17 protein-coding genes and 1 tRNA gene are annotated in these 21,871 nt (G+C 45.5%); 8 read left to right on the plus strand and 10 right to left on the minus strand.

Annotated elements, in window-relative coordinates; all coding sequences use genetic code 11:
- Positions 1 to 79 precede the first annotated feature (79 nt).
- The 3 genes from PN462_RS05000 to PN462_RS05010 form a co-directional block, all read right to left on the minus strand.
- Positions 80 to 1,615: a helicase C-terminal domain-containing protein gene (locus PN462_RS05000; RefSeq protein WP_272126915.1), complete on the minus strand. Its 1,536-nt coding sequence runs from the start codon at positions 1,613 to 1,615 to the stop codon at positions 80 to 82.
- A 258-nt stretch (positions 1,616 to 1,873) separates the two neighbouring features.
- Positions 1,874 to 2,710, minus strand: coding sequence for a Uma2 family endonuclease (locus tag PN462_RS05005; protein ID WP_272126916.1), 837 nt, complete (start codon positions 2,708 to 2,710; stop codon positions 1,874 to 1,876).
- A 131-nt stretch (positions 2,711 to 2,841) separates the two neighbouring features.
- Complete coding sequence (locus tag PN462_RS05010; RefSeq protein ID WP_272126917.1) at positions 2,842 to 6,093, minus strand: PAS domain-containing sensor histidine kinase; 3,252 nt, start codon at positions 6,091 to 6,093, stop codon at positions 2,842 to 2,844.
- A gap of 413 nt (positions 6,094 to 6,506) precedes the next feature.
- On the opposite strand from PN462_RS05010, the gene PN462_RS05015 reads away from it, so the two are divergent.
- Complete coding sequence (locus PN462_RS05015; RefSeq protein ID WP_272126918.1) at positions 6,507 to 6,953, plus strand: universal stress protein; 447 nt, start codon at positions 6,507 to 6,509, stop codon at positions 6,951 to 6,953.
- 147 nt (positions 6,954 to 7,100) lie between these two features.
- On the opposite strand, the gene PN462_RS05020 is transcribed toward PN462_RS05015, so the two are convergent.
- Positions 7,101 to 7,670, minus strand: a complete 570-nt coding sequence (locus PN462_RS05020) for a DUF4126 domain-containing protein (RefSeq protein WP_272126919.1) — start codon at positions 7,668 to 7,670, stop codon at positions 7,101 to 7,103.
- Between the two features lie 250 nt (positions 7,671 to 7,920).
- On the opposite strand from PN462_RS05020, the gene PN462_RS05025 reads away from it, so the two are divergent.
- Complete coding sequence (locus PN462_RS05025; protein ID WP_272126920.1) at positions 7,921 to 9,240, plus strand: Glu/Leu/Phe/Val family dehydrogenase; 1,320 nt, start codon at positions 7,921 to 7,923, stop codon at positions 9,238 to 9,240.
- Positions 9,241 to 9,378: 138 nt separating this feature from the next.
- Here the strand turns inward: PN462_RS05025 and PN462_RS05030 are convergent, their stop codons facing one another.
- Positions 9,379 to 10,491, minus strand: coding sequence for a mechanosensitive ion channel family protein (locus tag PN462_RS05030; protein ID WP_272126921.1), 1,113 nt, complete (start codon positions 10,489 to 10,491; stop codon positions 9,379 to 9,381).
- A 4-nt stretch (positions 10,492 to 10,495) separates the two neighbouring features.
- Positions 10,496 to 11,662, minus strand: a complete 1,167-nt coding sequence (locus PN462_RS05035) for a mechanosensitive ion channel family protein (protein WP_272126922.1) — start codon at positions 11,660 to 11,662, stop codon at positions 10,496 to 10,498.
- Positions 11,663 to 12,128: 466 nt separating this feature from the next.
- Between PN462_RS05035 and PN462_RS05040 the strand changes: the two genes are divergently transcribed.
- The 3 genes from PN462_RS05040 to PN462_RS05050 all read left to right on the plus strand — a co-directional run bounded on the left by PN462_RS05040 (position 12,129) and on the right by PN462_RS05050 (position 13,946).
- The gene (locus tag PN462_RS05040) at positions 12,129 to 12,785 is read left to right on the plus strand and encodes a glutathione S-transferase family protein (protein ID WP_272126923.1); all 657 of its coding nucleotides are present in this window, start codon (positions 12,129 to 12,131) and stop codon (positions 12,783 to 12,785) included.
- Between the two features lie 116 nt (positions 12,786 to 12,901).
- Positions 12,902 to 13,702, plus strand: coding sequence for a hydroxyethylthiazole kinase (gene thiM / locus PN462_RS05045; RefSeq protein ID WP_272126924.1), 801 nt, complete (start codon positions 12,902 to 12,904; stop codon positions 13,700 to 13,702).
- 171 nt (positions 13,703 to 13,873) lie between these two features.
- Positions 13,874 to 13,946 (plus strand) — tRNA-Thr (locus PN462_RS05050).
- 354 nt (positions 13,947 to 14,300) lie between these two features.
- On the opposite strand, the gene PN462_RS05055 is transcribed toward PN462_RS05050, so the two are convergent.
- From PN462_RS05055 to PN462_RS05070, 4 genes are all read right to left on the minus strand, one after another.
- Positions 14,301 to 14,711, minus strand: a complete 411-nt coding sequence (locus PN462_RS05055; protein ID WP_272126925.1) for a type II toxin-antitoxin system VapC family toxin — start codon at positions 14,709 to 14,711, stop codon at positions 14,301 to 14,303.
- Positions 14,712 to 14,722: 11 nt separating this feature from the next.
- Complete coding sequence (locus PN462_RS05060) at positions 14,723 to 14,968, minus strand: hypothetical protein (RefSeq protein ID WP_272126926.1); 246 nt, start codon at positions 14,966 to 14,968, stop codon at positions 14,723 to 14,725.
- A 14-nt stretch (positions 14,969 to 14,982) separates the two neighbouring features.
- Positions 14,983 to 17,664 carry a DEAD/DEAH box helicase gene (locus tag PN462_RS05065; protein ID WP_272126927.1) on the minus strand — a complete coding sequence of 894 codons (2,682 nt, stop codon included), beginning with the start codon at positions 17,662 to 17,664 and terminating at the stop codon, positions 14,983 to 14,985.
- Between the two features lie 300 nt (positions 17,665 to 17,964).
- The gene (locus tag PN462_RS05070; protein WP_272126928.1) at positions 17,965 to 19,053 is read right to left on the minus strand and encodes a transposase; all 1,089 of its coding nucleotides are present in this window, start codon (positions 19,051 to 19,053) and stop codon (positions 17,965 to 17,967) included.
- Between the two features lie 277 nt (positions 19,054 to 19,330).
- Between PN462_RS05070 and PN462_RS05075 the strand changes: the two genes are divergently transcribed.
- The 3 genes from PN462_RS05075 to PN462_RS05085 all read left to right on the plus strand — a co-directional run bounded on the left by PN462_RS05075 (position 19,331) and on the right by PN462_RS05085 (position 21,448).
- The gene (locus tag PN462_RS05075; RefSeq protein WP_272126929.1) at positions 19,331 to 20,110 is read left to right on the plus strand and encodes a photosystem II S4 domain protein; all 780 of its coding nucleotides are present in this window, start codon (positions 19,331 to 19,333) and stop codon (positions 20,108 to 20,110) included.
- A 116-nt stretch (positions 20,111 to 20,226) separates the two neighbouring features.
- Complete coding sequence (locus PN462_RS05080) at positions 20,227 to 21,000, plus strand: pentapeptide repeat-containing protein (RefSeq protein ID WP_272126930.1); 774 nt, start codon at positions 20,227 to 20,229, stop codon at positions 20,998 to 21,000.
- A 253-nt stretch (positions 21,001 to 21,253) separates the two neighbouring features.
- A complete protein-coding gene (locus PN462_RS05085) occupies positions 21,254 to 21,448 on the plus strand; it encodes a hypothetical protein (RefSeq protein ID WP_272126931.1) in 195 nt (64 codons plus the stop codon).
- Positions 21,449 to 21,871: the final 423 nt, after the last annotated feature.

The raw sequence follows: 21,871 nt of genomic DNA on the forward strand, positions 1-21,871 counted from the left end.
CGATAACCGGATGTACTATGACCATTAAGCTCTAAAGAGCTTACTACCAACGGATAAGTATGAATTGAATTGTTAATTGTTAGGGGCCTTCAAAGCTCATAAAATCAATATAGTTGATTCGCGCCATCGGTTCGAGGGCGGCCAGAATTTTACTCCCATAACTGCGATGATTGACTCGATTATCAAATACCGCCACTACCCCCTGCTGTTGTCGTAAGGGTAACACAGCCCGTTGTAACTCCCGTAACGCACTGGGCAACAAATAACGGTGAAACCAGTCCTGATGCTGCTGTTTATGATATGTTACCCGACCCGCCACTAGGGGATTTTCCATAGAGGGGAGGGGTAAAGTGGCGATAATGAGTAACTGGGGAGTGGGGAGGAGGTCTTGATAGGTCTGCCAAAATTCCCAACCACAGACTAAAATACGATTCTCATCAATATTAGTGCTTTCCACCTGCACCACCGACCCAAATTCTGCTGCTAGGGTTGCGCCAACTTGCGATCGCAAGGGAACATCCTCCACTAACACTACCACTGGCCGTTTTAAGGGACTAATCCATTCGGGATGTTTGCGGTGTCGATACCGTTGGCCCACCATTCCCCCCCGACATAACCGTAACACCTGCTGAAGTAACACAGGCTGAAACTCTCGCGTATTGGGTAACGGCAACCGATCCGGTAAGTATAATTGAATATGCTCCGTTTGACGATTGGGGGAAAACTGCACAAAAGTTAACTCCCCTAACCCCAACTGTTGCCGATAATTCGGTGCGTCGTCTTCCCAGTCCAAAAACCCCCCAATTAACACGACAGGTTGTGCGTCCCAAATGGGACTCAGGACTGGCGACACCTCAATGGGAGCAATATTCAGGGTAAATTCTTGATATTGATAAGCCACCGCCGTCCAGAATAAATTGCCCCCCTGTTGCCACTGTTGCCAAAAGCCTTGCCAAGGGGGAGGGAGATGGGAGGCCGTGGTGAAAATCTCCTCTAGAATGGCTTGTTCGTCTTGGTCAATGAGATGACAATGATAGGGGTTAGGGGGATGTTGAAAAATGAGACGGGCTAACTGGGCTTGTTTTTGGGCCAGATCAGGAGCATGATTATTGTGGGCGAATAAGTCTTGCCAATCACTGTGTTGTAAACTCTGAGTGAGGGCAATGCGCGTCCATTCCTCCCAATGATCGGCGGGATCAATAATGGTGGGGAGATGGGGGGGGAAACGGTTTTCTTGATAAATGCGATCGCGCAACCAACTCACCGGAGACGTTAACCACAACCCCTGAAACTCCTCCGGTAAACTGTCCCCCGACTGCACCGCACAATCAATCTCTAACCCCTCTAAAAGTTGCGGAATCGCTTCCTGGAGTAACCGTTGTTGGATTGAGGGAGGAGTCACCAAAATCACCGCCTTCTCCCACAATAAAGCCGGGGTTAAATAACTGAGACAATAGGTTTCAGTCCCATTGGCCGTTTGCATCAAGGCAGACCGACCCAAACGCAACGCCCGGGCCACCAACCGCGCCATCGTCAGATGATGATGCCAGTGGGGTTGCTCTTGGTTGCGTAAAAACGCCAACAGGGAAGAATGGACTTGTGCCTCGATAATCACGCTGATCAGAGAGAATACTTGTCTTTCTAACCTAGCACACCTGATTCTCGACCCAGAGTTATAGCAGCAAACAGTAAACAGTCATCAGTCATCAGTGAGATAAGTCTTGAATCGTGAGGTTTTCCAGCATTGGCTAGTCAAATGTATCCCCGTGCTGATAGCTGATAGCTGAATGCTTATTTAATTTTCGGATTGGTCTATCAACCCGTTAAACACGGGTTTCAGCCATTAGCCTTGGGTTTTAACCCAAGGCATATTCTATTCCTCCACCTCCACCCCCAACGCTCGCAACTGGGCCGCCAGACGGTTCGCCCGTTGTTCTGCGGTTTCCGCCCGTTGTTCTGCGGCTTCCGCCCGTTGTGCGGCGGCCTCGGCTTGCTGGGTTGCAGCCTCCGCTTGCTGTGTTGCGGCCTCCGCTTGCTGTGTTGCGGCCTCCGCTTGTTGTGCGGCGGCTTCTTCAGGCATTAACACCACATTCCCATCTGGATGGTAAAATCGCAACCAAGGCGCAGTAACTCGCAGAATCTCGCCCTGTCCAACTCCCACCCAGAATCCTAAAACGTCGCACCACAACCAGCCTTGCTCATTGGCAACTAAGGGTTGATACTGGAAATTCCCATCTAGCTGCCAACCTTGTAAGGAACTTTCATCAAAGGGATCATAGACAAAATAATTACGGGTTCTAAAAACTCGTTCATAGAGGTCTTTTTTCGCTCCAGTGTCCACCTGACGAGTGGAGGGAGACATTAATTCAATAATCACATCTGGATAGCGTCCATTTTCATCCCAAACCACCCAACCTTCTCGCGGATACGTGCCATCAATATCTAGGACGGCGAAAAAATCTGGGCCCCGAAAATCCCGGTTTCTTGCTTGCTGGCGACTGTAGTAAATAAACATATTACCGCCTGTAAAATAGTCGTCTCGGTCTTCCCAGGCTTGTTGTAATGACCGAATCAAGACGTTCATGGCAATACGGTGGCGATTACTTTCCAAGGGTTCTCCATCGTCGAAAATCAGGTCTTCGGGAGGCATTTGGGGTTCCCAAGCGGCTTCTGTGCTAGGTTCGTATTGGGTGCTAGTTTCTATGGCCATAATTTCCCCCTTATGCAGTGGTTGTTCTCGACTTTAAGTGTAATTTGAGTTAATCCGTTACACCCAACCTAAATAGAACTATTGGGCCAGTTACCTTCTTAGGTTGATTCACCGAGTCTAACTGATTTTCACTACACGGTTGGGGGATGGATGGGTAACGTAATGACAAAGGTTGTCCCTTCCTCTGGAGATGAGGAACAGGTAATCTGGCCATTATGCTTCTCGGTGATAATTTGATAACTAATGGACAATCCTAACCCGGTTCCCTTGCCGACGGGTTTAGTGGTGAAAAAGGGATCAAATAAACGGTCTTGAATTTCTGGGGGGATACCTGTGCCGTTGTCTGCAATATTAATTTGTACTTGTTCATTGTCGGTGACACGGGTGGTGATGCGAATTTGACTGGGATGGGCTTCGATTTCGGCAAAAGTGCGATCGCAGTCTCTTTCCTCTAAGGCATCAATGGCATTACTGAGAATATTCATAAACACCTGATTCAATTGTCCCGCATAACATTCAATTTCTGGCACATCCCCATAGTCGGTTTGAATGTCAATGCCGGGGGAAGTTGATTTAGCTTTGGTGCGATTTTGTAAAATCATCAAGGTGCTATCTAACCCCTCATGGACACTGACGGGTTTTTTCTCTGCTTCATCCATGCGGGAGAAGTTGCGCAATGAGGCGACAATTTCTTTGATACGGTCCGCCCCCACTTGCATGGAGGTGAGTAATTTAGGCAAGTCTTCCACTAAAAACTCTAAATCAATATCCTCGATTTCCTGCACAATAGTCTCCGCAGGTTCGGGATAATGGTCTTGGTACAGTTCAATTAAACCCAATAAATCACTAATATAATCCTCGGCGTGATTGAGATTCCCGTAAATAAAGTTCACCGGATTATTAATTTCGTGGGCCACTCCGGCCACTAATTGTCCTAAACTGGACATTTTTTCGGTTTGGACTAACTGGGCCTGGGCCTGTTGTAATTCTTGTATGGTGGTTTCTAAGTCTTCGGCCTGTTGGCGCAGTTGCGACTCGACTTGTTTAAGATCAGTAATATCTCGTGCGGTATAGGAGAAAAATTCAATTTCTCCGGTGGGAGATTTGTGGGTAATGGCCACCACAGACACGGGGATCATTGTGCCGTCTCGGTGTTGAAAATGCCCTTCTTTTTGTAAGATACCCTCCCGAATGAGTTGGGGGAGTCCTTCTTTTTGAATATAGTCCAATTCTTCGGGGGTGAGGAGGTCAAAAATTTCGACGTTTTTAATGGGTTCATCAGCAGGAATACCTAACATTTTTCGCCCTGCTTTGTTTAAATAGGTCATTTGTCCCGCACTATTGGCTGTTCCTACAAAGTCGGTGGTTGCGTCGAGAATGGCTAGGAGTCGCATCTGTTCCCGTTCGATGCGTTTGCGGTGGGTGATATCCACAATCATAGACCCAATGCCCATGGTTTGCCCGTTTTCATCGGGGAGGGGAAAGTAAGAACAGAGCCAAGCGTGTTCTCCTTCGCTATCATGGACTAATCTCCCGGTTACTTCTTGATTGAGAATGGGTTTCCCGGTGTCGAGAATTTGCTGATAGATGGGGGTGAGGGTGTTGGCGAGGTGGGGTTCGATGTCGGCGATGGTTTTCCCGATATGGTCTTCTGGGGTATGGTTGCCCATGGCTGCTAGACTATGATTGACTTGCACAAAGCGTTTGTCGGGGTTGACAATGGCTAACCCGACGGGGGCATGGGTGAAGAAGGCATCAAATTGGGCTTGGCGGAGGGAGAGTTCGGCTTCGAGGGATTTGCGATCGCTGATATCCTTTAAAGCACCGACAAAGTATTTGGGATTCCCCTGGGGATCGCGGATAATGGATTTAGTCAGACTAATCCAAACAATAGACCCATCTTTGCGAAAACAACGTTTTTCGAGGTTAAAGTTCTGAATTTCTCCAGCGACTAATTTTTGCTGACAAATTAAGTCTTGGGGGAGGTCATCGGGGTGGGTTAAGTCTTGGAAGCTCAATTGCAACATTTCCGCTTCGGTGTAGCCGAAGATTTCGCAACAGCGTTGGTTGACGCGCACTAATTGACCCTGACTATTGAGATAGTCGAGGCCAATTCCCGCGTGTTCAAAAATGGCTCGATATTCGGCTTCGCTTTCTTGTAACTGTCGGGTGCGTTCGGCGATGCGCTGTTCTAGGTCTTGGTTGGCCGCTTGTAGCTGCATTTCCACTTGTTTGCGGTCGGTGATATCTAAGGCAGTGCCAAAGAGGTGGGTAATGCGGCCTTGGGGTGAGCGAATGGGTTGGCCACGGGTGAGGACATAACGGATGGTCCCGTCGGGGCGAATGGCGCGGAGTTCGGTTTGATAGGATTGTCCGGTATGACGGGCTTTTTTGATGGCCTGTTGGACTTTCAGGAGGTCGTCGGGATGAATTAATCGTTCGTAGTCTTCTAGGGTGAGCGTTCCCTGATGGGGGTCGAGGCCGTGAATTTGAAAGATTTCTTCGGACCAGGTGATGCTATCGTTGAGAATATCCCATTCCCAACTACCGAGATGGGCGATTTTTTGGGCTTGGGTGAGTCGGGCTTCACTTTTGCGGAGGTTGGCTTCGATTTCCCGGCGATCGCTAATATCCCGACCTTCAACGACTAGATATTCTACCTCGCCTTGGTCATTGGGAACGGGGGTGACAGAAAAGTCAATGGCTCGGATTTCGTCGTCGGTGGGGATTAGGATTAATTCTTCGCGGACAAATTGCCCTTGGGCCGCTTGTTGAATGGCCTGTCGGACTTTTTGATCTACTTCGGGGGTAATGCCTCGCCAGGGGACTTCCCAGAAGGGTTGACCGATGATTTGTTCTCGTGTGAGTTGACTGCGCTCTAGGACGGTTTGGTTGGTGTCGAGGATCATGCCGTGGCGGTCGAGTAAGTTGGTAAACTCGAAGGTATGATCGAGAAAGGTGCGTAATTGTTGGATTTGTTGGTGTTGTTGCTGTTCTTGGTGTTTCTCTGCGGTGCGAATTTCACTGGACCAGAATACGCCTAGTATATCTCCCGTTTCATCTTGCCAGGGCTGCATTTGCCACGCGATCCAGTCCTGTTGTCCGTCGGCCCGCGTGACCCATTCTCCGTCACAGGTTTGCGGGTGGCCTTGGAGGGTTTTAGTTAAGGCGGTTTCCCAGTGGGGAGGGTGTTGGGGAAGAAGTTGGGCTAAGGGTTGCCCGTTGGGGGAGGGTTGGGAGAGGGGATACTGTTCACACCAACGATGACTGGCCACGAGACAGCACAGTTGGGGATCGAATACTGCGATCGCAGTCGGTAATTGTTCGATTAAGGAAAAACTCAGTGCGTTCAATTGATCCAATGAGGGAGGAGGAGTTTTCATAAAGAAACAGACAACTTTCTAATCAACGGTTATTATGTGATTCACCCTTGACTGAATTTACAAAAATTAATCACTTAGATAGAATAGCGAGAAGTGATTACCGTTCAAGAACCTTTGGATTAATGAGAGTGATTAATGAGAGTGATTAATGAGAGTATCGCTAGAGGATATGCCTGAAAACCAGTCCTGTTAGTCACACAAAGCCCTGTTTTGGCAATAAAACCAATTCATTCATGGCTGATGAAGTCCTAGAGCATGGTGGATGCTTTTCTCGCTTTACGACAATTTAGGGTTTTTTGTAGTTTAACGCAAACCGATCCCTCTCCGGGATCGACCGAGGGAGGAGATAGTTTTCTGCAAAAAATAGGGGACAATAGAAGTAAGAGATCATAGCCGTTTTACCGTATCCCATCATGAGTTTATTACAGTGCGATCGCTTACTGGTCCCCATCGACTTTTCCGAAGCCTCCTTCCAAGCCCAACAGGAAGCCCTCCAGTTGATGGAAGAGTCCTCTGAGTTGCACGTCCTCCACATTCTCCCCCCCCTCAACCCCGGAGAACCCGGTGTCAAATGGCACACTATTGATAAACAAAAACGCATTGAAAATGTCAAAAAAAACTTCTGGCAACGCTTCGGCACACCAGAATATCAAACCATTAAGTTTCATGTGGAAATCGGCAATCCAGGAGCAAAAATTCTCGATTACACCAAAAAAAATAATATTGACCTCATTGTCATCCCCTCCCATGGCCGCACCGGACTCCGACGCTTTTTATTAGGCTCAGTAGCAGAGCGTGTGGTGCGCTATGCTCCTTGTCCTGTGTTGGTCTTACGGCGAAAGGATGTTAATAATAACTAATGGTTTTTTGTTCTTTAGTCTTCGTTCTTCGTTCTTGGTTCTTTGTTTTTCGTTCTTGGTTTAAAGCCTTAATCACCAATCACCAATTACCAATTACCAATTACCAATCCCCAGTCCCCAATCACCAATTACCAACTACCAATTACTTTAATTCAGAACCGTGGAACGTTTGCCCTGTTTGTACCAGTGATACCATTCACTGGAACTGCGAACGGCTAACCAAAGGAGAAAAAGAGCAATCAACCCCCCGTGTTCTGGGGCATTTAGCGCAAAAAAGACCAAAAAGATACAGAGAGCATCCTCTACACAAATCAACCACATGGGAAGTCCTTGTAACCGGAAAAACCAGCCGACTTGGACTAACTTCAACACAAACGCCAACAAACCCCCAATTCCGGCAATTAACCATAAGGGTTGAAAGTCGATGGGGGTAAGCTGAATGGCCGTGATAGCCATTAATGCCCCCACAAGAGGACTCAGCCACAATTGTAAGAGTTGATTCACTCGTTGTCCGAGAAGTTTTTTCGAGCCAAACAATTCAAACAAAGACCAACTGGTGAGAATACCTAGTAACACTTGGGGATGAATGGTCGAAAGGAATGGTACGTTATTCCACAAATGATCACTCTGGAGTAACCCCAAAAGTAATAACGGAACAGCAATACGCATTCCGGCGGCGGCTGAAGCTGACAGGGCGGCAAGCAGTGCGATGAACATGAGAGCGTGAGTTTGGTGTGAGCAGATAAGAACTTAACCCGGATGCACCCCTAGCATTCCGGAAGTTATCTTCCAACTAGGTTAAATGTTTCTTTCTTCTATTGTCCCCATTTTTAACCTAAAAGTTTCCTTTGGGATGTAATGTTTATTCATATTAATTTTGATTAAAATGTAACCAATTATACTGTTTAACAGTGTTTTAATGTTGTTATAGCCTAAGACTTCCCAACCCCCGTGAGGTGACTATACTATGACCATTGAATCTCCCCTCGAAAAGTCCCCTGTTTCTCTGTTTACGGATGCCAGCAGTCGTTTAGAAATGGCACTCAAGTATGTTAACATCTCTGAGGATGCCTTAAAACGCCTGAAATACCCGAAGGCCAGTTTAAGCGTTTCTATCCCGGTGCGGATGGATAATGGGTCTTTGCAAGTATTCCAGGGATATCGGGTGCGCTACGATGATACCCGTGGCCCGGGCAAAGGAGGGGTGCGCTTTCATCCCAATGTGAGTTTGGATGAGGTACAGTCTCTGGCCTTTTGGATGACCTTTAAATGTGCGTTGTTAAATTTGCCCTTTGGGGGGGCGAAAGGGGGGATCACTTTGAACCCGAAAGCCTTGTCTCGACAGGAGTTAGAACGGTTGAGTCGGGGATATATTGATGCGATCGCAGATTTTATTGGCCCCGACATCGACATTTTAGCCCCTGATGTCTATACCAACTCCATGATCATGGGTTGGATGATGGATCAATATTCCATTATTCAACGGCAAGTCAGCCCCGCCGTTGTCACCGGAAAGCCCCTCATGATGGGCGGTTCACAGGGACGAAATACCGCCACGGCCACCGGGGCCTATTATGTCATTAACACCATTTTGCCCAAATTCGACCAACTCCCCGAACGGACCACAGTAGCCATACAAGGATTTGGAAAAGTAGGGGCAGTCCTAGCGGAGTTACTTTGTAAAGCTGGCTATAAAGTAGTTGCTGTCAGCGACTCCCAAGGGGGAATTTATGCCGAAACCGGGTTAGATATCCCCAACATTCGCCGCTACAAACAACAAAGTCAAAGCATTCAAGAACTCTATTGCAATGATACCGTGTGCGATATTGTCGAACATGAAATTATCAGCAATGAAGACCTCTTAAAACTAGATGTTGATGTCTTAATTCCTGCTGCCTTAGAAAATCAAATCACGGCGGCCAATGCCGAACAAATTCAAGCCCAGTATATCTTTGAAGTTGCCAATGGTCCCACCACCTCGGCAGCAGACCCCATTTTAGAAGATAAAGGCATCTATGTTTTCCCCGATATTCTGGTGAATGCGGGAGGGGTGACAGTGAGTTATTTTGAGTGGGTACAAAACCGCAGTGGGTTGTACTGGACTTTAGAAGAAGTCCACCAACGGTTAAAAGAACGTATGGTGGAAGAAACAGAACAAACGTGGAATGTTGCCCAAGAGTTCAGTATTCCCATGCGGACTGCGGCCTATGTCCACGGGTTACACCGTCTTGGGGAAGCGTTAGATGCGAAGGGAACACGGGACTATTATCAAAATGGAAACCATTAAGCAATTAACAATTAACAATTGAGAGAAAGTGTGAAGTTAATTGTAGGTGGGGTGTAACGGAGTGCCACCCCACCTACATAACTATATAACAATATTGGGTTAATCCCCTTGACAGGAGGTGTTACAGTACATTATGTCCTACAACGTCATAGGAGACTCAACATAAATTGTCGGGTCTTGAGTATAAAACTCGATCCCGTGGGCAGCTAATTCTTTAGAAATATTATCATTGGCAATTTCTAGTAAACGTTTCCGCAGTTGAATGGAATTTTCCATGGAGCCTAAAATAAAGAAGGTAACTCGCGCACGAGTTTGCTTCTTATTTTCTAAGGGATTTAGTGTAATTTTAGTGCTACCTGGATCAATCCCATTAATAGCATTAGTGCTATCTTTGACCACTTGTTCCACTAAGGCTTCCTCTTGGGGTTCTAAAAGGCGTTGAAAGTCTAGATATAACAAGACCATAACCTTTTTACCCCGTGTAATATTCTCAATTTCCACATCCCCCATTTTTGAGTTCGGAATAATCATGAGGGTGCTTTTTGCTGCTGTGCGGACTTTAGTGGAACGTAACCCGATGGACTCAATACGACCATAAATTCCGTTGGGAAGACGAATATAATCTCCTTTAATATACGGACGGTCTAAATAAATAACAATTGTACCAATAAGCTGAGAGATGGCACTTTGGGCAGCTAAACCAATGGCGGTTGCTAAAATACCTAAACTGGCGATAAATCCAACTAAGTTAATATCTTGACTGTTGGCAAATGCTAAGGCTGCAAATAAGCCGATTAAAACATTGACCACAGCTTCAAAGGGTAAGATGATTTCATCGACTTCTAAGCCGATTTTCTGCACTAAACTAATTCCATACCCTCGCACCAGTTGCCGGAATACCTGAGAGATTAGCCAAGCAACACTGATGGTAATGGCTAACGCCATGACGGGACGAAAAAAATCATAAATTGGACTATAAGGTTCTAACCAATTTAAAGACCATCGCAATAAAATCAGGGTAGATGAAATCTTAATGGTGTCTTGGCTTGTCTGGGTTAAGGTATTATAAATAGCTTGACCTTGCTTCGGGAGGAGGCGATAAAAAACGAAGCGCAAAAGGCCAGGAGAAAGATTTCCAATTAAAATGGACAGTAATGCAAATCCCAAAAAAATCAAATAGTTGGGAACTGCTGATTTAGCAACCTGTTGATCTAAGGTGGTAAAAAATTTCCAAAAATCAGAAAAATTCATGTCTTTAAATCGTAATCGGAGAATCTACGTTAATGGTACGTTCTGCAATATCAAATTCAATGCCGTAATCTTTGAGTTGTTGCGAAATGTTTTGGGTGGCAACATCTAAAAGTTGACGACGTAAGTCCATGGCAACTTCTCCTGACCCCAGAATGAAGAAGTTAATTTGTACTTGAGTTTTTGCCTGTTGGCCATCTTGGGTTAGGTCTTTAAATACAACTCCGGTACTCCGCGTATCAATTCCAAAGATGTCTTGGGTACTATCTAGAATGATTTGACGCACAAAGGCTTTTTCTTCGTCGGGAACAATTTGTTCAAAGGTGATGTACAAGAGGGAAATGACTTTTTTCGCTCCGGTATAGTTTTCGATTTTTTCTTGGGTTAAAGAGTTATTGGGGACAACGACTAATGTTCCCTTCCCGGAGGTGCGAATTTTAGTAGAGCGTAAACCAATAGATTCAACGCGGCCAAATGTTCCATCGGTGAGGCCAATATAGTCATCAACGACAAAAGGACGATCTACATACAGAACGACTCCTCCTAATAATTGTTCTAAAACTTTTTGTGCTGCAAAAGCAACGGCTAATCCCCCAACTCCTAAACTGGCAATTAAACCAATAATGTTGAGATAATGAGTTTGGGCAAAGATAATAATAATTGCAATAATTACCACCGCATTGGCGATCAGCTTGCCCACAATCAAGACTTCACTATTGATCTTGCGCTTTTTTTGCAGTGCTTTATCAATGAGGTATCTATCAAATAAACGGTCAAAAATACGAGAAATTAACCAAGCTAAGGAAATAGAAGCGAATAAACCTAGGGCAATTTCTCCATAGTAAAGCCAAAAGTTCTTGTAGGGAAATATGAGTAAAAATAGGTCGGCAATGGTGAGCAAAATCGCCCCAATTAGACGATTTTGTTCCGGGGCAATGATCCGGTTATAAGCATCGGCAACATCTGGAGTAAAGAGTCGCTTGGATTGAACAATAATTAGGCGAATTAAATAAATAAATGCCATTAGGGCAATAATGCTTAATGTGACGACAACTGCATAGATTATTGTCTGAATATCAATGGCAATATCGGGAACATCATCAATTTCTGGAATTCCTTCTAAATCAAAAAAATCAATATTGGTAAAGTTGTCAGTAGAAGTATTGTCGGCCATAAGTTATCACTGATTTTGGTGTGCATTCCCATATAGTCTAAGGCTGTATAGTATGGTTTTTAGTCACCTTAATATGCCTTGGGTTAAAACCCAAGGCTCATAGCTGAAACCCGTTAAAACGGGTTGATAGACGTAAGCATTTTAATCGGAGCAAATCATTTTTGTGTACAGTCTCTGACTTCTGAGAAGATACTCTCCTGAATTAGTACCTTTGTTTTGAACAAACTTATTATTCTTATAAGTTTTAGTTGATTGTCATTCTACCCCAATTTTGTGCAAAACTGGATGAGAGGGGGGGATGACGCGATTGCTTCGCACAGCCGGAAGGCTATCGCGCTTTCCCAAAACCCCTCCTCTCCCATGACGGCCATACCCCGTCCACGATACACTACAGAAAGAACAAGCCCGATAATCTGAATTCGGCTATCTTGCTGATTCCTCAAATTGCTTTCTCCTTCCCTAGCCCATGTCTCAACTTACCCTTGTGATTGGCAACAAAAATTACTCATCTTGGTCACTTCGCTCTTGGTTAGCGATGAAACAGGCGAGACTAGACTTCCAAGAAGTGCGAATTCTACTGGATACCCACAAAACCCATCAGGAAATCCGGCAATATTCTCCTTCAGGCCGTGTCCCCGTCCTCTTACACGATAAAATGCGTATTTGGGAATCCTTGGCCATTTGCGAGTATGTCGCCGAAACCCTTGCCCCTCAGTTATGGCCCAGTGATCCCAACGCCAAAGCGGTAGCCCGTTCCGTCAGTGCAGAGATGCACGCCGGATTTGCGGATTTGCGGCGGAGTATGCCCATGGACTGCCGTAGTCGGTTTCCAGGCATGGGCATGAACCCCAGTGTTCAAGCCGATATTAACCGTATTATCGAAATCTGGCGACATTGCCGCCAAACCTTTGGCCAAGGCGGAGATTTTCTCTTTGGCGACTTTTCCATTGCTGATGCCATGTTTGCCCCGGTGATTTCCCGTTTTGTCACCTACGATGTTCCCCTAGACCCCATTTCCGGCGCGTATGCCCGGGCGGTGTGGGAATTACCCGCAATGCAAGATTGGCTCTACGAGGCATCTCAGGAGGTTGAGGTGATTCCCTCTTTCTTTTATGCTACTTAGTTTTTTTGTTGGTTCTTTGTGCTTGGTTGTGGGTTGTGGGTTGTTGGTTCTTTGTTTCTCCTCCATCTCCCCTATCCCCTATCCCCAATTACCCATTACCAATTACCCATTACCAAATGACTTTAGATACCAACTCCATCTGGCAAGACTTACAAGGGGTGCGACAAAGCGTTCCCTTGGTGCATAACATTACCAACTATGTCGTCATGAATAGTACCGCCAACGCCTTGCTAGCCATTGGCGCATCCCCCATTATGGCTCATGCGGTGGCAGAAATGGAGGAGATGGTCAGTTTAGCCTCTGCCTTGGTAGTGAATATTGGCACATTGAGCGATCGCTGGATAGAAGCCATGGAAAAAGCCATGCAGCAAGCCAATGCCATCCAAACTCCCATTGTACTTGATCCCGTCGGTGCAGGGGCTACCCGCTACCGCACCGAAACCCTACAACACCTCTTACAACAGGCCACCCCAACCGTCATTCGCGGTAATGCCTCAGAAATTGGCGCAGTGGCCGCGAGTAGTTGCAGCACCAAAGGGGTGGACAGTACCACCTCCTCTGATACCATGATCACAGTCGCTCAAGACCTCTCCACTACCCAAAATTGTACTGTAGTCGTGACCGGAGCAACCGATTATATTATCCAAGGCGACCAAGTATTACAATGCAAAAATGGTCATCCCCTCATGGCCAAAGTGACGGGAATGGGGTGTACTGCGACAGCACTAATTGGGGCATTTTTAGCCGTCAATAATCATCCTACCTTGGCGGCTGCCCACGCGATCGCAGTAATCGGCATTGCAGGAGAAATTGCAGCAGAAACCGCCAAAGGGCCGGGCAGTTTACAAGTTCATTTACTCGACGCGCTCTATAATTTGGATGGTGAACAAATTGCCCGTCGTTTCTGGGAAGATTAGGTGTTAAGATCGCTGAGACGGACGGGAGAATAGTCCACGGTTGGAGTCTTGGTTATATCTGCCTTCCCATCCCATACACAGATATTCCGCTCCCTCTAGCGACTCCGCCGGATCAAAGGAGAAAAGGTTGAAACGTTATCTCCCATTATGCTACGATAGTTCGTGCGCTGTGCTGGTGTAGCTCAGTTGGTAGAGCATCTCACTTGTAATGAGACGGTCGCGGGTTCAAGTCCTGTCACCAGCTTCAAAATAAAACGCTTGTTGTACAAGACCTCCTCCTTGTCCGTCTCATTACCGTTCGCTCTCATTACCGTTCGCTCTCATTACCGTTCGCTCTCATTACCGTTCGCTCTCATTACCGTTCGCTCTCATTACCGTTCGATACTCTGACTCAAAAATCACTCAATTTCACTATAAACGAGTCACAGTCCCTTGCAATCATTCCTCTCACTTTCATCACCATTTTTCATCAACAACCCGATACACAATAACCCGTCCTTATCTCCCTTCTTTATACACTCCTCTCATCTCTAAAGGGAGATCACCTGTTTAGGAAAATAGATTGGCCAACACATATTGGCCAAGCCAATATGTAGCGTTAGGGAAAGAGAATTAAAAATCCTTCTTGCTGAAAATGTTGATCATGGGTTAATACTTCATAAATATTTAGATTTTTCATTCTTTCCATAGAAATACAATCGGTTAAACTATACCCTTTATCTAAACGTTTTTGAAATAATAATAATCCGTTCGTAAATGACTTGTGTTCTTGAACCATAACCTGTATATGAGGATCAGCCATAATTTGTACAACAAAGTTATATACTGTTTGCTTTATTAAAGGAGGATAATTGGAGAAAAAATTAACGGTTTCTGTTAATACTTCTTCTGTAGTTACAATCGTAACTGCTTTGAGGGATGAACTATAGCTTCTCACCTGTTTATGCCATTCATCGGTTTTATTAATTAACGCTATCCAATAAAAAGTATCAGCAAAAATAGTTTTCATTCTGGGTTATGTTAATCGTTGTTTTGAGAATAAAGATAAGTATCATGCTGCACTGCTCCGTCTTTAGGTAATTGCTCCCAAACTTCCTCTGGAACAGCGTTTATTAAGTCATCCGCGACTTCCCAGATTGCTTTTGGAGTTTGCTTTGTTGGTTGCAAATTAGCTTTGTACTCTCGAATGTACTGTAAAATTTGTTCTAAGTTCGCTTCGGGAATATGGTTTAATTCGTCTAAAATTAGTTGTTTGGTGTTTTTCATGGCTAATCTTTGCTTTACTCTACCATTTCTTTCACGGGGAAACGTTCCATTAACTGTAAGGCACGACGGGCATTTTTAACTAAGGTGTCGGAGACATTGGGGACGTGGGGAATTTGGGAGAGTAAGTCAATGGTGCGACGTAACATTCGCACTAAGTCCCCTTCGTCAAAACTGGTATTTTCGCAGAGTTCTTCCCATTCTACCCCTAAAGCCCAGCGTTGAATAATGCCTAATAAGTCGAGGTTTTCTTCTTCTAACCAAACGGGGATGGCGATTTTATAACGGTATTGTCGTTGAATGAGTTGTTTACGAATGGGTTGGAGTTGCGCGATCGCAATTAACGCCCCTTCCGGTGGTAAATAATTCGTCCAACTATCCGGACGCGGAGGATCAGAAATCAGCGCATAAGCTACCGCAGCTAAATCTTGGGGGTCTAAATTATCCAATTCTCCCGATAAAAAGGCCAACCCTAACCATAATTCATTATCCCCGCGAATGGCGGCGGCTCCTTGACCTAATGCCGTTGGGGTATAATCCTCTAGGGCTGCAAATTCCCGCAGCATTTTCACCAAATTCATAAACTCTCGCCAATGGTGGGTTTGGTGTTCCTTGTAGTTTTCTTGGCGATCGCGCAACTCCTGACGCAAGGATAACCGATGTTTGTGTCGTTTGATCAGTTTCCCGGGTTTCCCAAATTCATTCAAGGGATGATTGTCCAGTTGTTCTTCAACCGCTTCTAAACGTTTCTGTTGTTCTAAAACTTCCGGTGCAGCAAACCCCTTCTCTGGAGTCTCTGGGAGGAGTTTAGCCAAATTTGCACTACTTTCATCCCCTTTCCGTTGTTGGCCCAACTGAATGGGTAAATCTTCGGGAGGAAAAATAGAATTAATGAGAGACTGGGGTAAGGTGGTTTGATCCAAGGCAATAACATCACTACTCGACACCACATACCAGCGATTCTCGGCACTTAAACAGACATAATAGGGTAATTGACCACTCCCAGGAGCTTCCGCAAAGAGAACCGCAGGTAAGGGATGAGAGACGCGGACGTGCCTTCCTTTCAAATACAACACTTGGCCAATGGTCATCTCGACTAATGCTTGAGCAATATTTTGCCGTTGGGTGTGTTCTGCTTGCTGTTGTAGGCTTTTCAGCAGACGACGTTCTTCTTTGCGTCGTTCTTTGAGCTTTTCGTAATGGCTAAACTGTTTTTCGTTAATGTGAGCGAGTTCTATATCCAGTTTAGCGAGTTCGGTGGTTAATTCCGCGATCGCCCGTTTCTCCGGTTCAAGTTTCAGAGTAGCCGTATATTGGGCAAAACTGCGCTCTAATAACTCTTTTGCTTGCTGAATGGTATGGGTTTGCAACAGGTTCAACACCATGCCATAAGTCGGGGTAAAGCGACTCACCAAGGGGTCTGCGGGTTTTAACGCCAATTTTGCTGCATCTTTGGCCCCCTCAAAGCGAGTTTGCACAGTGACAACATATCCTTGTTCATCCATTCCCCGACGGCCTGCGCGGCCTGCCATTTGTAGAAATTCCGAGGCCGTGAGTAAACGGTGGCCGATATCGGTACGTTTAGAAATGGCTGAAATAACGGTGGTGCGGGCCGGCATATTAATCCCTGCGGCCAGGGTTTCTGTGGCAAATACCACTTTCACTAATCCCAGTTGGAATAATTCCTCGACCAACCCTTTCCACGCGGGTAAAATGCCCGCATGGTGGGCCGCAATGCCTCTGGCTAAGGGTTCAACTTGTCCCGTTCGTCCAGCGTTGGGATTTGCTGCTAAAAACTCCTCAATGCGTCGTTCTAATTCTGCGGCCTCTGCGGGTGTCACCAGTTCAAAGTTGCCCATCTGCTCAACGGCGCGATCGCACCCCTTACGACTAAAAATAAAATAGATCGCAGGGAGCATTTTTTTCTCACTCAACTGCGTCACCACCTGACCAATTGAGGGACAATCTTCTCGACGCACCCGTTGCCGTCCTCCCCGTTTCCCTCGTCCTTTGGGTTTTAATTGGGGGTTCATGCGCTTTTTCTTCCCATCGAGGAGGGGGAATAAGCCTTTAATGGTGCTAAAGTGAAATTCGAGAGGGACTGGGCGAAAATTGGATTGAATGAGCCGAGTTTCCCCATGGACTTGACCAATCCAATCGGCTAATTCTGCTGCATTGGCCACTGTGGCCGACAGTGCCGCCAATTTTATTTTATGGGGACAATAAATAATTGACTCCTCCCAGACCGTCCCCCGTTGGCTATCGTTCATATAGTGGCATTCATCCAACACCACCGTCTCCACCCCTTCGAGAGACGTTCCCACTTGGCCAATAGGTGTGCCGTAGAGCATATTCCGGAAAATTTCCGTGGTCATCACCAAAATGGGAGCTTGGCGATTAATGGACGCATCTCCGGTTAAAATTCCGACCCGATCTGGGCCAAAGAGGTCTCGAAAGTCCCGAAATTTTTGATTAGAGAGAGCTTTCAGGGGAGTTGTATAGAAAACCCGTTTCCCGTCTTCTAAGGCATGATAAATGGCATATTCTCCCACGAGGGTTTTCCCAGACCCGGTGGGGACACAGACGACGACTGACTTACCTGTATTTAAAGCTGCGATCGCGTCTTCTTGAAACCGATCAAGGGAAAAGGGAAACAGTTCTGTTACATCTAGGGAGTTAGAGGATGACCGTTTATTCACTCAAATTTCACGCGCTAGGGGTGTTCACTTACTTTCCTATTGTAAGACGTTGTGTAGGGTTTAGGAGACAGGACATTGGACAACCAGGCGAGTCAGGGAGAACGATCTCCCCAACTCCTATACCGTAGATGGGGGAGTCGGGAGTCGGGAAATGGGAAGATGGGGGAGAGGGAGGTTTAAACTGTTCTTGTTTCAATACTCCTCTATCTCCTCTATCCCTTCTATCCCCCGACGCTCCTCAACATTTGACAAAAGACAGGTTATCTTAACCAGCAATGCCTCTCCACCCACCCAAAGTCCTTAACCCACATCATTGACTAACTCTTGGAAGTCTTCTAGGGAGTTAATAGTAATCGCTTCTCGATGCAAGCGAGTTAAGGTGGCCTCATCATTGATTTGATTAATCCCCTCTACTAACCCATCAGGAACGGTGTCAAAGCGCACTTGCAGCACGTCTAAGAGATTTTCCCGACTTTTTTGTAACTTTCCTTGTTCGAGTCCTTGTTCGAGTCCTTGTTCGAGTCCTTGTTCGAGTCCTTGTTCAAGTCCTTGTTCGAGTCCTTGTTCGAGTCCTTGTTCAAGTCCTTGTTCGAGTCCTTGTTCGAGTCCTCTTTGAATAGCAAACCGTTCAACACTACTAATATAGGGCATCCGCCTTTCCTCCTCAAACTGGTGAATTTCTTGTGTAAAGTTTCGTTCCATTGGCTCAGGTAACGCAATGAGCCAATCAATCAACCGAAATAACTTAATGATATCTTGTCTTTCATAGCCCCGTTGATATAAACTTTTGGCAATTTGTACCTTTTCTCGATAACGACGTTGGAGATCATTACGAGTATTTTGGTTTTCTCGATGGGCGGCAACAATGACCGCAAAAGGATTTTGACTTTCGTTTAGGGTTTCTTCGGTATAATCTAACAGTTTAACTGTGGGAAACCGGAAGATAACTTGTCCCCCTAATCGTTCATAATTATATTCTGTGGGTCGCCAAGCTGGGTTATCATCGGCTAAAACCGCTAAACTCAAAGCGTGCTGAGAGTAGAGGTCATAAATCCGATAATTATAAATATACATCCGTCTCGGAAAGTCTATCTCAGCTTGACTCTGGACTTCAATGTGAATCAAAAGCCACGTTTCTTGGCCATTTTTTAACCAAACTTTGACTAATTTATCACTGCTGGTTTGTCCGGTTTCTGCATCTTGGGCAATTTTCTGAAATTCGGTGTCTAGAAACTCATAGCCTCGATTCCAGTTAATGGCATCATGAACCGTGGGAAAGAAGAACTCTAGAAAGGGCTGAAAATAAAGCGTAATCGCTTCTTTCCAAGGAGAGTCGTAGTCAGAGCGAGGTGTGTCAGTACGAGATACTTCAGTCAATGTCTTATTCATACTCAACTTTAATTATTATAAAATATATAGTGTTTTTATTTGAGTTATGAAATAAGTTTTTTTGAACAGGGAACAGGGAACAGGGATTAGGGAGCAGAAATCAGAGTATTTTTGCTTACCTAAAGAAACCTATTTAAAAGTATTTTAGTAGGTTGGTAGTAAGCTCTTTAGAGCTTACAATAAAGTAATTTAATAATTTCTAAATCATTAAATTACATATTGCTTTTTACCTCAGAAATATGGTAAAAAACATTAATAATGATTGCTATTTTTTGAAATGCTACCCAGAGAAGAATTATTAAAAGGGGTTGAAAATCGGGAAGAAGTCGCCCGTGTCATTGACCAAGCGGAACAAGCATTGCGGACTTGGGAAATTATCACGACAGATTTTTTGTCCCCTCCGATTTTTGTAGAAGTGGAGGAGAAATTTCGTAATTTAACCGAAGTAGAGTTGTTGGGGTGGGGGGGATATCCCCAAGCGGAACGGAAACGAATTGCGATCGCACGTTCCGAACTCCCTCTCGACTCCGCTATGGTAGAACTGGCCGCCTTAGATATTGCCGGAAATTTCCTATTTGACCCTGCCACCCATCGGGACTTTCTCGGAGCAATTTTAAGCACAGGGATTGTCCGAGAGAAAGTCGGCGATATCATTGTATTAGGCGAACGAGGGGCCCAGGTCATCGTTGTCCCAGAGTTAGTGGACTTCTTGACCACGGCCTTAACCAGTGTGCGGTCTGTCCCCGTTAAAATTCAACCCATTGACTTGAGTGAACTCAAGATACGGCCTCCCAAAAAGAAAGAAATGACTACGGTAGAAGCGTCCATGCGTTTAGATGCCATTGCCTCTGCCGGGTTGGGGATGTCGCGCAGTAAAATGGCCGATGCCATCTCATCGGGGGATGTACGAGTCAACTGGAAAGAAATTAAACAACCCAGTCACACTGTCGAGTCGGGGGATTTAATTTCGGTCACTGGGAAAGGCCGAGTGGAAGTGGGAGAAGTGTCAATTACGAAAAAACAACGGTATCGAGTGCAATTGACACGGTATAAGTAGTTGAGAGTTGAGAGTTGAGAGTTGATGTTTGAACCCCTCTAGGTACAGAGACCCCAGAGAAAGATGAGAGACGATTTTGACAAAAACCAAGAACCAAGCACAAATAACCAATAACCATGAAAAAATCCCTCTTAACCACCAGCTTACTCTTGTTTACCCTTGTTTCTCCTCTCCCCGTCCAAGGGGAAAATTTGCAACAAGTGCGACAACTGATGTCCACAGGTGAATGTCCTCGCTGTGACTTATCCAATGCAGGGTTAGTGATGGCCGACTTACGGGGGGCCGACTTGCGAGGGGCTGATCTTAGTTTTGCTAACCTCAGTCAGGCAAATTTAGCAGGGGCCGACTTGCGGGGGGCGAATTTAACGGCCACTTCCCTCCATAGTGCCAATTTAATGGGGGCTAACCTCATCGGTGCAACCATTTCCGGTACAGATTTAAGGCAAGCGTATCTGGCCAATGCTTATACTTGGGGGACTCGCTTAGATTTAGCTTATTTAGACGGGGCCGTTGGTTTACCGGAATTAGAAACCGCCGAACGGTATTATGCTATGGCCGCAGTGGAGGCCAATCGTAATAATTATGTGGGTGCGATTGAATATTATAATCGGGCTTTGCAATTAAACCCGGACTATGCCCCGGCTTACTTTGGCCGGGGATTAATGTATTATCGTTTAACCGACGAGGCCGCAGCATTACAAGATGCAAAACGCGCGATCGCAATTTTTGAAGAAAATAACAATGAACAAGGCCAACAAGCCGTTGCCGCTTTTTTAAGTTATGTTGAGCAGCGCAATAACCCAGAAGGGGGCAGTGGTCTCGGCATTTCCCTACTCAACCTCTTAGGAGGGTTGAGTTCGGTGATGATGCGAGGACTGTCAATTTTTTAACGTAATGTTCCCTATAAATCCTACGCCGATTAGCAGAATTTTGCGGATTTTTGGCTTCTCGTTAAGTAATTAACAGTAGAATCCTAGGCGATTCTGCAATAATCAGAGTAATACCAGATTACGCTCAACTCTCCTACCCATTCAGTTCATAAATTTAGCCCATTGAGTTCAGTCTTTTTGCGGATGGCAGGGTAAATTGTTTATACTAGGAGTGTGAGTAGAGGGGAGAGTGGCCGTCATGAACAAGGACAGAATGAAGAAACAGAGTAATAATATAGGCCAGCGATTACTCTCAGAAAGATTACTACTAGCCATTGTGATGACCCTGTTGTTACATATTTTTTTACAAACCGATTATCGGTATAGTTATTCAGGAGACCAAAGCGAAATCTCCAGTCAGTCCCAAGATACGATTTGGGCCGAAAACATCGCTAAAGCCGCTCGTTGAAAGCTAGACATTGATTGACATTGTTGATTGACATTGTTGATTGACATTGTTGATTGACATTGTTGATTGACATTGTTCGATTTTTGTTGACCTAGAAAGGGACGAGCGTGCAGACTCAGCCATAAATCCTGTAAAAAGGTAGGCTACCTTGAGAGGGTCATCACACCCAAGTGTAAACGCCAGCACTTGGCTCTGTGGTCTGTAATTAAACTGAATACCAACGATGAATGAAGGTAGTGTTACAGACATAAAAAGCCCTTTGAAGTTTGTCGAGGCCAACCTGACAGTTTAACTGAGTGGCTGAAGAAGCCCTGAAAATCATGTGCAATTACGCATTTCTCATAGACCAAAATCAAACCCCTTTGAAACCTGTTCATCCGGCACAGGCCAGAAAACTCCAGGATGGGTATAAGTAGGGCTTTG

The organism is Spirulina sp. CS-785/01 (assembly GCF_028330525.1).
GTDB lineage: Bacteria > Cyanobacteriota > Cyanobacteriia > Cyanobacteriales > Spirulinaceae > JAQMSD01.